The sequence below is a fragment of the Pedobacter glucosidilyticus DSM 23534 genome (assembly GCF_000425145.1).
Classification (GTDB): domain Bacteria; phylum Bacteroidota; class Bacteroidia; order Sphingobacteriales; family Sphingobacteriaceae; genus Pseudopedobacter; species Pseudopedobacter glucosidilyticus.
Genome location: NZ_AULF01000017.1, coordinates 30,836 through 44,637, shown reverse-complemented (window position 1 = coordinate 44,637; position 13,802 = coordinate 30,836). Strand labels below are relative to the sequence as shown.

The window sequence follows — 13,802 nt, the reverse complement described above, 5'->3', positions numbered from 1 at the left end:
TATTATTTTCATTCTTCAAAATCATGAATTAATGCCTACTCTGTTACAAGGTTTTCAGCGTTCCCTTTTTCAACTAATTAAAATAGGTGATATTAAAAGTTAAAACTTCAAGGTTGCTATAACCCTCCTCTGGCATAAAATTGCTATTGCTACTTTCATTTAAGTTGAGCAGTTTGCCACGGTCTTTGCCATCGCTTCGTAAAGCCGGAGCTTCCATTTTGTTTAAAGTAATGGGTAAGCGATGCGCCATAAAATAGCTTCCTCTAGCAGCAGCCTGACTAATAAAGCGTTCATCAAGACTATAGAGGTAAGCTAGTTGAGCTTCATCTAAGTCGAAATGTTCGGCAACCCAGAGTTTGAAATTTTGGTGTAAGGCATCAGCTACTAAATTTAATTCTTGGTCGCTCAAAGCGTAAAGAGTAGTTAATAATTGCTGTAAACCAGCGGGAGTAAAAGGAACTTTTTCCATAGTTGTTTTTTTAAATTGATGAATAGATAGGCCGGCCGGCTTAACAAAATTAGAGGCTAAAAGCTTAAAAAATCTAACAGAAAACCCACAAAAGTGATGAATGGTAGAAATTAGATGATGAAATGCAAATTTTTTTTTGGCTCTTGATATTTAGAGCTAATATATTTGAGGAAACCATAAAAAATATGAAGTTATAATCAGTATGATGTTGTTTCTGAGATTTGTTTTATAAAGATTTATTTTATGTTTTCAGCTTTTAGAAGGAACAAGCGATCATAAAATACCCTATTCGCCGAAATGAGTAAGCAATCTCCTCCCGGCTATCGGGAGTTAGGCATCAACATCTGATATTAAATAAGTGTAAACTATCCACTATTTAAGCATCTTTTGACTTTATACTTTTGATTTTTTACTTGAAAAACATGAACAAATGAAATCATTCATTACCTTATGGAATAAGAAAGACGGAAAATACTTTTCTTTTGGTGTACGCTTAATAGTAGCCTTATTAGTGTCTCACTATCTAGTAGTTGTACCTCAAACGAAATCTTTTTGGCAAATCATGCAGCAAACCAATTACTATTGGGCAATGCTATTTAGTACTTTGATAGCAGTTGCACTTTTGCAATGTGTACATAGTACCACTCGATATTTAGATAGTCGTATCAACTGGGAAGACAATTTATGGAAAAGAGGTAGCTATCAATTGATATTTGGAGTGTTACTGGTATTGTTACTAGATTACCTATTTATCAGATTTTACTTCTGGTATTTTGATAATGATTTTGAGGCTAGTGGCTATATGCAGGTGGAGTTTCAAATCATCACCATTCAGGTCTTACTATTAAATTTGATATATGTATTCAGGTATTATTATTTAGCCTACCACATAAAGAAGGCACAAAGTAGTGAAGAAATAAATGTGAGGGTAAGTTTAGGAGATTGTGTATTTTACATCAAAGCCATAGAAATACTAGCCATTATTAAAAATGGAAACGTAGGCACTATCTATACTACGAACAAAAAACTATATAACACCACAGAATCTTTAGAGCAACACGTAAAGAAATTACCTGCTCAAGACTTTATGCAGGTAAACCGTTCAGAAATCTATGCGAGATGGGCCTTAAAAGGCTACTATCGTAAGTCAGATTATAGCTACCATTTACAAATAAAATTTATGCCCTATGAACCTTTAAAATGCAAGGTAAGTCGTAACAGATTAAGCGGTTTCCTAAATTGGTTTCATCAGGTAGAGAAATAAATTGACAGCTATAAAGCTATCCCGATTGCTTTGTCCATAGCGATGAGGAACGAAGAAGCTATCTCTTCTTAAAGGCTATCCTATAAGTATTATGAGAGAAGCCACGTTCCTCGCAGTGACAAACGTTTTATAGCGAACACACTTTTTTGTCATCGCTAACACATTTTTTCGTCATCGCGATGAGGAACGAAGAAGCTATCTCATCACGCAAGGCTGTCCCGATTACTTTGTTCATAGCGAACAAAGCGAAGCTCTCCCTTCATACAAGGCTATCCCTTCATATAGCTTATAAAGAGAAGCCACGTACCTCGCTTGACAAACTAAACCGATTAAACAAAAAAAAAGTCTATAACTTTCAGGTAACCACCCAGCTCAGTGCTCTCTGTGCCCTCAGCGGTTAAAACATTAAAAAAATCTTTGCGGTTAAACCGATACAATTGAAGAGATTAAAAACAAATCACCATAACTACCCAGCTCATTCCTTTGCGTCCTTGTTGTTAAAAAAGCGATACCATCGCCAAACCATGTTAAGTACTCGTTACAAACGAGCACAAGAAAAAGCGATACCATCGCCACACCATGTTAAGCACTCGTTGCAAACGAGCGCAAGAAAAAACAACCTCCAAGTAAAACAACAAATCAAATCACAGACCCAATTGTCGTATAAACTACCCAGTAGTTAGGTCTTTTTACTTGCTACTCAGTACTTTTTACCTCCAACTTTCTACGCTCCTCAGCATACTAATGTTTGAAATGGCGTACACCGGTAGTAACCATCGCAATACCTTTTTCGTTAGCTTTATCAATAGAGTCTTGGTCCTTGATAGAACCACCAGGTTGTAAAACAGCACTTATACCAGCTTCGGCAGCTAGCTCAACACAATCCGGGAAGGGGAAAAAAGCATCAGAAGCCATAACAGCACCTTGTAAAGAAAAACCAAAGCTTTCTGCCTTAATCACAGCTTGCTTTAAAGAGTCTACCCTAGAAGTTTGCCCCACACCACTGGCAATTAAAGTATTGTTTTTAGCAAAAACAATCGTATTAGATTTGGTATGTTTCACCACTTTATTAGCAAAGAAAAGATCTTTCAACTCTTGCTCAGTAGGTTTTTGCCTTGTTACAGCCGTCATCAATTCAGGACCCTCTACCGTATTGTCCTTATCTTGCTCTATCACCCCATTCAATAAGGTTTTAAAGAGTTTTCCCGGTAAAGCAACATCCTTTCTACGTAAGATGATCCTGTTTTTCTTACTGGTCAAAACCTGTTCTGCTGCAGCAGAATAAGCTGGTGCTATTAAAACCTCGAAGAATAATTTATTGATTTCTAAAGCGGTAGCCTCATCAACCTCGCCATTGCAAATCAATACCCCGCCGAAAGCAGAAACTGGGTCGCAGGCTAAAGCATCTTGCCATGCATCTAATAAATTTGGTCTGCTGGCCACACCGCAAGCATTGGTATGTTTTAAGATGGCAAAAGTAGGCTCCGTAAACTCATCAATTAAAGCCACCGCAGCATCAACATCTACCAGGTTATTATAAGAAAGTTCTTTACCATTCAATTTATCAAACATAGCGTCTAAATCGCCATAGAAATAACCTTTTTGGTGAGGGTTTTCGCCATAACGTAAAACCGTTGCCTTTTGCTCACTTTGTTTAAATACAGTTAACGCATCATCACCCTGGTTAAACCAGTTGAAAATAGCACTATCATAATGAGAAGAAACATGAAAAGCATTTCTTGCAAAAGCCTTACGTTGCTCCAAGCTGGTTTCGCCATTTTGTGTTTCTAAGATATTATTTAAGGTAGTATAATCATCTTTAGATGCGATGATGACAACATCCTGATGGTTTTTTGCAGCAGCTCTGATTAAAGAAATACCACCAATATCTATTTTTTCAATGATATCTTGTTCCGGAGCACCAGATTTTACAGTCTCCTCGAAAGGGTATAAATCAACAATTACCAAATCTATCTCTGGGATTTCGTACTGAGCAATCTGCTCCTGGTCGCCGCTATGCGCTCTTCTAGTTAAAATGCCTCCAAATACTTTTGGATGCAAAGTTTTTACTCTACCACCCAAGATAGAAGGATACGAAGTAAGATCTTCAACTGGGATAACATCCACACCTAAGTTCTTGATAAAGGTTTCGGTACCTCCGGTTGAGTAAATATTTACTCCTAATTTTTGCAATTGTAAAATTACCGGTTCTAAATTGTCTTTATAAAAAACTGAAATTAAGGCGTTTTTGATTTTTACTGGGTGGTTCATGAATTTAAATTTTTGAAGGCGCAAAGATAGAAAAATCAATAAGCTTTAAGAAGTAAAATTCAATATTGATGAACGATGAAATAAAGCTTTTTTATTTACCCATTTCTGCTCTGCGCATAGGCATCACATCAATGATTTTATAAAGCATATTCAGGCTGGTTATTTGGTGAGAACGGTATTTCTCTCCGCCATCTTTACCCACAAGGATGATGGTGAAGGTATTGGGTTTTGTAATGAGCTTGAGTTTATCCTTGGGTAAGCCTTCATCAAAAAAATAAGTATTTACTTTGATGTCTCTTTCTGCTAAACCCTTTTCATCTGCTTTTAATAATGCTAATTGACGAAGAAAAGTTTCGTCTTCTTTACGAGGCGATAATAGGATAAGCTCTCTATAATCTTTAAATTGAGGAGGGCGATAAGCCAGACTTAAAGCAAGAATAAGCAAGCTTAAGATTTGCATCTTTTTGTTTATGAGTGTATTAAATACGAAACGTTCACGATGAGAAATTGTTTCAATTTCAGCAGTAAATCAAATAATCTTAAAAATTACATTACTATTTCATTAGTTCACTAGGTGTATGCCTTTTATTAATTATTTTTGCCGCTCAATTTAGAAAGAGAGCTGTGGAATTTATCTTATACGTATTTGACTTTATCATTCATATAGACAAGCATTTAAATGAAATTATTGTTAATTATCAGTTCTGGACTTACCTCATTTTATTCATCATCATTTTTGCCGAAACAGGTTTTGTAGTAACGCCTTTTTTACCGGGCGACCCCTTATTGTTTGCTGCCGGAGCCTTAATAGCTGGTGGTGGAACAGGCTTAAATATTTACCTGTTGGCATTATTACTCTTTATTGCTGCTATTGCCGGAAATCAGGTCAATTATTTATTAGGAAATTATTTTGGTCCTAAAGTATTTAAACCAGAAAATAGAATTTTAAAATATAGCTATTACGAGAAAACGCAGACGTTTTTTCTTAAACATGGTGGCAAATCTGTAGTGTTTAGCAGATTCTTTCCCGTATTAAGAACATTTGTACCTTTTGTAGCAGGCGTTATTAAAATGCCTATAAGCAAATTCTCTTATTACAATATTACCGGCGGTTTCATTTGGATTGTGAGTTTCCTGTTTCTGGGTTATCTGTTTGGTAATTTAGATTTTGTAAAAAATAATTTTAGCTGGGTAATTTTAATCATCAGTTTATTTACCACCTTGCCGCCAATTATTGGCGCTATTTACGCTAAAAAATCTGAAGCCAAGACTTCCTAATTAGGCTGGTATTAATTTTGACATGATGAAATCTAATATCTGCATGCTGCAGCTAGGTATTTCATATAAGTCAATATTAAATGATGTGTTCCAGTATTTCGTTAGTCGAGCCTAAGCATAAACAATCGTTTACACCCAATTCCGCCTGGCGGTTGCGGGATCTACAAGACTAGCCCCAGTAGAACCTTTAGAAGCAAGCGGCGCAGCGGAGAGTTTTTGGGTACTTTTTACGGGAAAATGCGAAGCATTCATGAAGGCCAAAGTAAAAATAAATACTTTGAATAAAAGTACCTTGACATGGCCGGTCAAGAGGCCGGAAAGCCGGTGCGTAAATGCTTAATCTTAAGATGTTTTTAAGAAACGTTAATAGAAGTTATGGATAAATATCTTGTAATGCTAACAGTAATAGGAGCTGCGGCTTTTGTCATGACTTTTATGCCTGCCATTACCGCAAAAACTAAAGTTTCCTATTCACTATATTTTTTAGTCTTCGGAGTTATCATCTACAGTTTATTTCCGCAACATTTACCATCTGCTCATCCTAAAGCTCATCCTGATATAAGCTTGCATCTTTCAGAAATGGTGGTCATCATTTCTTTAATGGGTACAGGTATAAAAATAGATAGGCCTTTCAATCTCAAAAACTGGGCTTCTCCCTTGCGCTTGGTTACCATAGCCATGCTGCTTTGCATGCTAGGGGTAGCCTTTTTAGCCTATTATATATTAAATTTTGATTTGGCTTCAGCAATTTTATTGGCGGCTGTACTGGCACCTACAGACCCTGTATTGGCATCAGATGTACAAGTTGGTCCACCTAACGAAGCTTATAAATCTGAAACTAAATTTGCTTTAACAGCAGAAGCGGGTTTAAATGATGGTCTGGCTTTCCCTTTTACCTGGTTAGCCATTACTATTGCTTTTATCCAAATAGGGGAGAAAAATAACTTACTGGAATGGTTCTCCCTAATGCTGGTGTATAAAATTTTAGCAGGTATTGCCATTGGCTACCTGGCAGGAAAAGCTACCGGATATTTAATCTTTAATTTGGCCAAACGATTTGATTTTCTAAAATCACAAGATGGTTTTCTGGCGCTCGCCTTAACATTATTGGTTTATGGCATTACAGAGGCTTTTGGTGCTTATGGCTTTATCGCTGTTTTCATAAGCGCCTTTACACTAAGACATTCAGAAAAAAGAGACAATTACCACCACCACTTACACAATTTTATCGACCAAACAGAACGTATTTTAATAGCAATTGTACTCTTGTTGTTAGGAGGCTCTTTGGTGCAGGGAGGTTTAAAATACCTGAACTGGGAAATAGGAATTTGCGTGGTAGCTTTTTTATGGGTGATAAGACCTCTTGCTGCTTACCTCAGTTTATACGCTTTAAAATTTCATTTCAAAGAGAAAATGGCTATCAGTTTTTTAGGAATCAGAGGCATTGGTTCTATATTCTATTTATCTTTTGCCATAAAAGAAGTAGATTTTAAGTTCGAAAACCAGTTATGGTCTGCCGTATTTTTTACCATCTTAGTATCTATCGTTATACACGGCTTTTCTGCCCCTCGTATCATCAATTATCTGGGCCAAAATATCAAGAAAGAAAAAGTACCCGAATAATTTAAACCTCTGTTTTAAATGATGATATTTGAAAATCAAAAATTCAAATGGGATATGGCCAATAGCTTCACCAAACTTCTGGAAGAAAACGATTTAAAGAAAACCCAACCTCGCTTAAGTGTATTAAAAGTGTTAACATCTCGTGAGATGGCTACCTCACAGCCAGATTTAGAAGCTATTTTAGGTAAAGAGATAGATCGGGTAACGTTGTACAGAACCCTAAAAACTTTTGAAGATAAAGGTATCATCCATAAAGTAATAGACCATAAAGGTACAGCTAACTATGCCATGTGCTCACACCAGTGCAACGCAAAAGAGCACCACCATGACCATCTACATTTTAACTGTACCCAATGCAATCATTTATATTGTTTAGATGAATGCGTATTGCCTCAATTTACCGTACCTGCCGGATATCAGGTAGAAAATGTACAATTGATAGCTACCGGTATATGTGCGAAATGCAGGCAAGCTTAAGCAGCCATTTTCTCACATTCGTCAGCACATAATCTACAAGCTTCAGCGCAAATCTGGCAATGCTGCATACCCATTTCGGCATGTTGCTCGCATACTAAAGCGCAGTTATAACAAGCATCCGCACAAATATTACAAATGAGGGTGCTGTACGAGCTATTTAAGCTCATCAGTTCGGCTGCCGAGCGGCAAATCGCAGCGCATTCTAAATCTGTTTGTATACATTTTGCCATCATTGTAACATCTTCTTCTTTTAAGCATGAAGTAGCACATTGGTTACAAGCAACCGCACAAGCCAAACAAGCCTCTATACATTTTCTGTATTTTTCTGGTATCATTTTAAATGTTTTGGGTATGATATATCAGCTATTATGCCAAATGTGATAAGTTTAAAGCTTAATCTTGAAAATCCAAACCTCAAAAATAACTTTAGAAAAAAGAGTAAATTTGTAACGTTCAAATTAATCTGTATGAAGTGATGCCAGAAACGCAAAATATTGAGTTTAAATTAATCTGGAGAGATGAGTACATAAAATGGATTTGTGGTTTTGCAAATGCCTATGGCGGAACTATTTTTATCGGAAAAGATGATACTGGAAATGTAGTTGATTTGCAGGGTTCTAAGAAACTTTTAGAAGAAATACCAAACAAGGTTAGAGATGCTTTAGGGATTTTGGTTGATGTTAATCTGCACCAAACTAACTTTGGTAAATATATCGAAATTATTGTTGAGCAACATCCTTATCCAGTCAATTACAAAGGGCAATATCATTACAGAAGCGGAAGTACCAAACAAGAATTGAAAGGAGCCGCACTTGATAAGTTCCTCCTAGAGAAAAAAGGCAAAAGATGGGACGGTGTTCCTATTCCGAATGTTTCTATAAATGATTTTACTCAAGAAATATTTGATTTTTTTCGAAAACGGGCTTTTAGAAGCTAAAGAATTGATGAAGAAAGTTTAGCTGACAGTAATGAACATCTTATCGAAAATTTACAACTTAAAGAGGGTAAATTTCTTAAACGAGCATCTATTTTACTTTTCCATCCCAAGCCTGAAAAGCATGTAGTAGGAGCTTACATAAAGATTGGTTTTTTTGAAAGTAATAGTGACTTAAGATTTCAAGACGAAATTCACGGAAATCTTTTTGAACAAATTGAAAAGACAACAGAAATACTATTCACAAAATATATTAAGGCCTTGATAAGCTATGAAGGATTGAACCGCGTGGAAACTTATGAATATCCGATAGAAGCAATTAGAGAAGCGCTATTAAATGCAGTTGCCCATAAAGACTATGCAGGTGGTGTTCCAATTCAAATTAGTGTGTATAAAGATAAATTAATGATTTGGAACGAAGGACAACTTCCAGAAAACTGGACTATCGAAACACTTTTAGACAAGCACTCGTCTAAGCCATTCAATCCTGATATCGCAAACGCACTTTTTCGTAGCGGATACATTGAATCTTGGGGTCGGGGTATTTCTAAAATGACAGAGCAATGTCTAAATTCTGGACTTCCTGCACCCTTATTCATTTTTAAAAGTTCAGGTTTTTGGGTAGAGTTCAGAAAAGATATTTATAATGAAGAATATTTGCGTGAAATGGCACTTAATGAAAGACAAAAAGATGCTCTGTTGTTTTTTAAATTAAAGGCAGAAATTGTTAATGCTGAGTATGTTAGTCGCTTTTCTGTTTCTGATAAAACAGCCAGAAGAGATTTAGTAGAGCTAGTTGAAAAGAACTTGCTATATCGCATTGGTAAGGGAAAAGGTACAAAGTACATATACTATGTCCGATAAAACCACTAAATATCCGATAAATGTCCGATAAATGATATTATACTTCATATAAGACAAAATCTCATAATTATATCGGAACTTAACAATTATTCAAGAAATATAGCTAATAATAGTTTGTTATAAATTGGTATTACTCACAGTAAACTAGTACCAAATAGCTACCATAAGTTTGTAGTTAAACCATTTTGTTTTTTTAATAAATATTAACGTAACTTTACAGCGTGAAAAAACTATTTACGCTTACGCTGGTATTTCTTTACTCGCTTTCCGTTTTCGGAGTAGCGGTAAATAAATTTTATTGCTGTGGCGAGTTAGAATCGGTTACTTTCACAACCTCAGAAAAATATCTAAAGGCTAGTAAAGAAAGTAAAGATGCTGGATGTTGCCAAAATGAGGTACAAACATTTAAAGTTAAAGACAGTCACCTGTCAAGCTCAGCTAAATTTTTAGAGGCTAAACTTTTTGCAACGCTTTTATCACCAATCCCCGTATTTGATTTTAAAGTTGTAAATACAAAAGAAGTGGTATTGGCTTACCAAAGTCATGCACCACCATTAGGAGCTAAATCTCCCATCTATCTACAAAACTGCAATTTCAGAATCTGATTTTCTTCCTGATACTTCGTAAATACGGAGCTGTATCAAAATGCCATTTCTTGTGAGACAGCAAAACAAGTTAATGTCGTCCTGAACGTTTAATGCCTGTTTACCGCAGGCAAGTATTTCAATCAATATGTGATGATGTTTTAAAGTAGTTCGATAATGGAGCCTAAGTAGAAACAACCGTTTACACTAAATTCCGCCTTGGCGGTTGCGGTATCTACAGAATTAGCCTTAGCAGAACCTTTAGAAGCAAGCGGCGCAGCGGAGAGTTTTTGGTTACTTTTTGCGGAAAAAAGTAACTTGACATGGCCGGTCAAGAGGCCGGAGAGCTGGTGTGTGAATGCTTTAATTTGAAATATTAATAAATAACGTAGATGATAGAAAAGTCGAAGGACAGCACTTTATTACAGTTCCCTATTTCAAGTTTTTGGGTATCCTACCCTAAAAGCATATCTCCAACCTTAGTATTTAATTTTTTTATGTACAGATAATAACCCTGCAAAGGGTTGATTTTAAATTTTTTATAATGAAAAGAATAGCTTTAAGTTTAGTGATTTTAACAACCTTAGTTGTAACCGCATGTAGCAACAATACCCAAACTAATGATGCCACTGCAACAGATAAAAACATAACCTATACCTGCCCAATGGATCCAGAAGTAATTGCCTACGAGCCTGGTACTTGCCCTAAATGTAAAATGGATTTAGTAGCCCAGGCTGATGTAGCGAGTGATACCACACATATACATAGCGATACTACTCATCATAACCATAATCACTAAAAAAGATGATACCAGCAATTATAGATTTTTCTTTAAAAAACAGGCTCTTCGTTTTACTGATAACGATGGGCTTGTTTGGCTGGGGGATATATGCTGTACAAGAAAATCCGATAGATGCCATCCCTGATTTATCAGAAAATCAAGTGATTGTATTTACCGAATGGATGGGTAGAAGTCCGCAAGTCATAGAAGACCAAATTACCTATCCATTGGTAAGTAATTTACAGGGTATCCCACAGGTAAAAGATATCAGAGCGAGTTCTATGTTTGGGATGAGCTTTGTATACATCATTTTTGATGATCAAACGGATATTTATTGGGCTCGTACCCGTGTATTAGAGCGATTAAACTACGCACAGCGATTATTACCAGAAGGTATTACCCCAACACTAGGCCCTGATGGAACGGGTGTTGGTCATATATTTTGGTATACTTTGGATGCCGGTAAAATGGACCTTGGCGAGCAACGGGCACTACAAGACTGGTACATCAAACTGGCTTTACAAACCGTACCTGGCGTTGCAGAAGTAGCCTCTTTTGGTGGCTTCGAAAAGCAATACCAATTGGTGATAGATCCTTTAAAATTGCAATTCTATAACCTTTCCTTAATGGATGTGATGAATAAGGTGAAGGCAAACAATAATGATGTTGGCGGAAGAAAGTTTGAGATGAGCGATATGGCCTACATCATCAGAGGTTTGGGCTATGTTAAGAATAAGCAGGATTTAGAGAACATCGCTATAGCCAATAACAAAGGGATCCCTGTAAGGGTAAAAGACATTGGTACAGTGCAAATGGGAGGCGATTTAAGACTCGGTATTTTTGATGAAAATGGCGAGGGCGAAGCTGTTGGAGGTATTGTGGTGATGCGTTATGGAGAAAATGCCGATAAAGTTATTGCTGCTGTTAAAACCAAAATGGAAGAAGTAGAAAGGGGTTTGCCAAAGGGTGTGAAGTTTAATATTGCCTATGATAGAAGTTCTTTAATAGAAGCGGCTATTTATACCATCAAAGTAAAATTGTTAGAAGAAATTATAGTGGTGTGTATTATCGTTATTATTTTCTTGATGCATTGGAGAAGTGCTTTAAGTATTATTCTACAAATACCGGTAACTATCGCTCTTAGCTTTTTATTACTTAATGCTTTTGGTATTTCATCTAACATCATGTCTTTAACAGGTATTGCTTTGGCTATTGGTGTTATTGTAGATAATGGAATCATCATGTCTGAAAACGCTTATCGCCGATTGTCTGAATGGCAAAACAATCCAAAACATCAAAAATCATGATAGGATTCATCAAAAATATATTCAACAAGAAAAAGGAAGATTTAGGTTATACACCTATTCCTGAAGCTACCCGCTTGCAAATTATTGCCGATGCTTGTAAGCAAGTATCAAGAGGGGTGTTCTTTTCTACCGTTATCATCATTACTTCTTTCTTACCTGTGTTTTTATTAACCGGGCAAGAGGGAAAACTATTTGGCCCTTTAGCCTATACCAAAACCTTCATTTTAGTGATAGATGCTATTTTGGTGCTCACTTTAGCACCGGTACTCATCTCTTATTTTATGAAAGGTAGGTTTAAAAGCGAAAATGAAAACCCGGTTAACAGAAAGCTAGAAGCTTGGTACGAACCCTTGATTACCAAATGTATACACTGGCGAAAAACTACACTAGGTATTAATATTCTGGCTTTATTAATTAGTGTGCCGATGTTATGGAGCTTAGGTAGAGAGTTTATGCCTCCGTTAGATGAAGGCTCTATTTTATTCATGCCTGTAACGCTACCCGATGTTTCTAATGGCGAAGCCAAACGTATCCTACAAGTTCAGGATAAGATTATCAAATCTGTGCCAGAGGTTAGCTATGTTTTAGGAAAAGCCGGAAGAGCCGAAACAGCAACAGATAATTCGCCTATCAGTATGATAGAAACGATTATCCTACTTAAACCTAAACACGAATGGCGTTCTGGTCTTACGAAAGACGATATCATCAACGAATTGAATGCTAAGTTGCAAATACCTGGGGTTACTAACGGTTGGACGCAGCCCATCATCAACCGTATCAATATGCTTTCTACAGGTATCAGAACAGATGTAGGTGTAAAAGTTTACGGTCAAAATTTAGATACCATTGATGCTTTCTCTCAAAAAATACGCAGCTATTTGCAAGGTATAGAAGGGGTTAAGGATTTATATGTGGAGCCTATTACTGGTGGTAAATATATTGATATAGCCATTAAAAGAGATGAAATAAGCAGATACAATTTAAGTGTGGATGATGTAAATACCGTAGTTGAAAGTGCTTTAGGTGGTATGCAATTGACAACTACGATTGAAGGCCGACAAAGATTTTCTGTAAATGCCCGTTATGGCCAAGATTTTAGAGATAACCTGCAAGATTTAAAACGTTTGCAAGTACAAACCATGGATTTTGGTCCAATTCCTTTAGAAGCTGTAGCTGATATTGGGATTTCTGAAGGTCCACCCATGATTAATTCAGAAAATGCTTTACTACGCGGGACTGTTTTATTTAATGTAAGAGATAGAGATTTAGCAGGTACGGTAGAAGAAGCTCGCGAGAAGCTAGATGCCATGATAGGGCAATTACCTAAAGGTTATTTTATAGAATGGAGCGGGCAATATGAAAACCTTATCCGTAGCGAGCGTACCATGAAATTGATTATCCCTATCGTGTTAATCATCATCTTTTTATGTATGTATTTCGCTTTCCACTCGGTAAGAGAAGCGTTTTTTAGCTTGATATCTATTCCGTTTGCCCTTATTGGTGGTGCTTTTATGGTTTATTTCTGGGGTGTTAATCTTTCTGTGGCGGTAGCCGTAGGTTTTATTGCACTTTTTGGTTTAGCAGTAGAAACAGGTATTGTGATGGTAATTTATCTGAATGATGCCATGCAGCAATTGGTTGCACTAAAAGGAAACTCTAGAGAAACCATTACCCAAGAAGACTTAAGAACTTACGTGATAGCTGGCGCAGCAAAACGCTTAAGACCAAAGCTCATGACCGTTTGCGTTTCTCTGTTTGGTTTAATCCCTATCCTATGGAGCACTGGTGTAGGTAGCGACGTGATGATTCCTATTGTGCTACCTATGGTTGGTGGGGTGTTAACATCATCAACACATATATTATTAGTTACACCATTAATATTTCTAATGACTAAAGAGTACGAGTTGAAGAAGTATGGTAAAATAGAAGTTTTAGATGCTAAACACTAGA

14 protein-coding genes are annotated in these 13,802 nt (G+C 36.5%); 10 read left to right on the top strand and 4 right to left on the bottom strand.

Translation table 11 applies throughout. From position 1 onward, the window contains the following. Window positions 1-73: 73 nt before the first annotated feature. A complete protein-coding gene (locus H510_RS0107300) occupies window positions 74-469 on the bottom strand; it encodes a hypothetical protein (RefSeq protein WP_026903727.1) in 396 nt (131 codons plus the stop codon). 430 nt (window positions 470-899) lie between these two features. On the opposite strand from H510_RS0107300, the gene H510_RS0107295 reads away from it, so the two are divergent. Further along, a complete protein-coding gene (locus H510_RS0107295; RefSeq protein WP_026903726.1) occupies window positions 900-1,733 on the top strand; it encodes a LytTR family DNA-binding domain-containing protein in 834 nt (277 codons plus the stop codon). A gap of 741 nt (window positions 1,734-2,474) precedes the next feature. Here H510_RS0107295 and purH read toward each other — a convergent pair. Beyond that, on the bottom strand, window positions 2,475-4,004 hold the full coding sequence (gene purH / locus H510_RS0107290; protein ID WP_026903725.1) for a bifunctional phosphoribosylaminoimidazolecarboxamide formyltransferase/IMP cyclohydrolase: 1,530 nt from the start codon (window positions 4,002-4,004) through the stop codon (window positions 2,475-2,477). 91 nt (window positions 4,005-4,095) lie between these two features. Further along, complete coding sequence (locus H510_RS0107285) at window positions 4,096-4,464, bottom strand: DUF4174 domain-containing protein (protein WP_026903724.1); 369 nt, start codon at window positions 4,462-4,464, stop codon at window positions 4,096-4,098. Between the two features lie 164 nt (window positions 4,465-4,628). Between H510_RS0107285 and H510_RS0107280 the strand changes: the two genes are divergently transcribed. The 3 genes from H510_RS0107280 (at window position 4,629) to H510_RS0107265 (ending at window position 7,382) form a co-directional block, all read left to right on the top strand. After that, complete coding sequence (locus tag H510_RS0107280; protein ID WP_026903723.1) at window positions 4,629-5,282, top strand: VTT domain-containing protein; 654 nt, start codon at window positions 4,629-4,631, stop codon at window positions 5,280-5,282. A gap of 375 nt (window positions 5,283-5,657) precedes the next feature. Then, a complete protein-coding gene (locus H510_RS0107270) occupies window positions 5,658-6,905 on the top strand; it encodes a cation:proton antiporter (protein WP_026903722.1) in 1,248 nt (415 codons plus the stop codon). A gap of 18 nt (window positions 6,906-6,923) precedes the next feature. Next, on the top strand, window positions 6,924-7,382 hold the full coding sequence (locus tag H510_RS0107265; RefSeq protein WP_245584804.1) for a Fur family transcriptional regulator: 459 nt from the start codon (window positions 6,924-6,926) through the stop codon (window positions 7,380-7,382). Here the strand turns inward: H510_RS0107265 and H510_RS0107260 are convergent. Next, complete coding sequence (locus tag H510_RS0107260; RefSeq protein WP_026903720.1) at window positions 7,379-7,717, bottom strand: four-helix bundle copper-binding protein; 339 nt, start codon at window positions 7,715-7,717, stop codon at window positions 7,379-7,381. The two genes, H510_RS0107265 and H510_RS0107260, sit on opposite strands and share 4 nt — an antisense overlap. A gap of 140 nt (window positions 7,718-7,857) precedes the next feature. Between H510_RS0107260 and H510_RS20390 the strand changes: the two genes are divergently transcribed. From H510_RS20390 to H510_RS0107230, 6 genes are all read left to right on the top strand, one after another. Then, the gene (locus tag H510_RS20390) at window positions 7,858-8,319 is read left to right on the top strand and encodes an AlbA family DNA-binding domain-containing protein (RefSeq protein ID WP_211226551.1); all 462 of its coding nucleotides are present in this window, start codon (window positions 7,858-7,860) and stop codon (window positions 8,317-8,319) included. Window positions 8,320-8,604: 285 nt separating this feature from the next. Then, window positions 8,605-9,180, top strand: coding sequence for an ATP-binding protein (locus H510_RS20385; RefSeq protein ID WP_211226550.1), 576 nt, complete (start codon window positions 8,605-8,607; stop codon window positions 9,178-9,180). A gap of 221 nt (window positions 9,181-9,401) precedes the next feature. Next, the gene (locus tag H510_RS0107250) at window positions 9,402-9,785 is read left to right on the top strand and encodes an HYC_CC_PP family protein (protein ID WP_026903719.1); all 384 of its coding nucleotides are present in this window, start codon (window positions 9,402-9,404) and stop codon (window positions 9,783-9,785) included. Window positions 9,786-10,308: 523 nt separating this feature from the next. Beyond that, window positions 10,309-10,563 carry a heavy metal-binding domain-containing protein gene (locus tag H510_RS0107240; RefSeq protein ID WP_026903718.1) on the top strand — a complete coding sequence of 85 codons (255 nt, stop codon included), beginning with the start codon at window positions 10,309-10,311 and terminating at the stop codon, window positions 10,561-10,563. 5 nt (window positions 10,564-10,568) lie between these two features. Continuing rightward, complete coding sequence (locus H510_RS0107235; protein ID WP_026903717.1) at window positions 10,569-11,852, top strand: efflux RND transporter permease subunit; 1,284 nt, start codon at window positions 10,569-10,571, stop codon at window positions 11,850-11,852. Then, the gene (locus H510_RS0107230) at window positions 11,849-13,801 is read left to right on the top strand and encodes an efflux RND transporter permease subunit (RefSeq protein WP_026903716.1); all 1,953 of its coding nucleotides are present in this window, start codon (window positions 11,849-11,851) and stop codon (window positions 13,799-13,801) included. The genes H510_RS0107235 and H510_RS0107230 overlap by 4 nt, the downstream gene beginning before the upstream one ends. Window position 13,802: the final 1 nt, after the last annotated feature.

Bases quoted from the DNA above. Each gene is read 5' to 3' on its own strand.
- H510_RS0107300 (WP_026903727.1), bottom strand. From the start codon at position 469: ATGGAAAAAGTTCCTTTTACTCCCGCTGGTTTACAGCAATTATTAACT.
- H510_RS0107295 (WP_026903726.1), top strand. From the start codon at position 900: ATGAAATCATTCATTACCTTATGGAATAAGAAAGACGGAAAATACTTT.
- purH (WP_026903725.1), bottom strand. From the start codon at position 4,004: ATGAACCACCCAGTAAAAATCAAAAACGCCTTAATTTCAGTTTTTTAT.
- H510_RS0107285 (WP_026903724.1), bottom strand. From the start codon at position 4,464: ATGCAAATCTTAAGCTTGCTTATTCTTGCTTTAAGTCTGGCTTATCGC.
- H510_RS0107270 (WP_026903722.1), top strand. From the start codon at position 5,658: ATGGATAAATATCTTGTAATGCTAACAGTAATAGGAGCTGCGGCTTTT.
- H510_RS0107265 (WP_245584804.1), top strand. From the start codon at position 6,924: ATGATGATATTTGAAAATCAAAAATTCAAATGGGATATGGCCAATAGC.
- H510_RS0107260 (WP_026903720.1), bottom strand. From the start codon at position 7,717: ATGATACCAGAAAAATACAGAAAATGTATAGAGGCTTGTTTGGCTTGT.
- H510_RS20390 (WP_211226551.1), top strand. From the start codon at position 7,858: ATGCCAGAAACGCAAAATATTGAGTTTAAATTAATCTGGAGAGATGAG.
- H510_RS0107240 (WP_026903718.1), top strand. From the start codon at position 10,309: ATGAAAAGAATAGCTTTAAGTTTAGTGATTTTAACAACCTTAGTTGTA.
- H510_RS0107235 (WP_026903717.1), top strand. From the start codon at position 10,569: ATGATACCAGCAATTATAGATTTTTCTTTAAAAAACAGGCTCTTCGTT.
- H510_RS0107230 (WP_026903716.1), top strand. From the start codon at position 11,849: ATGATAGGATTCATCAAAAATATATTCAACAAGAAAAAGGAAGATTTA.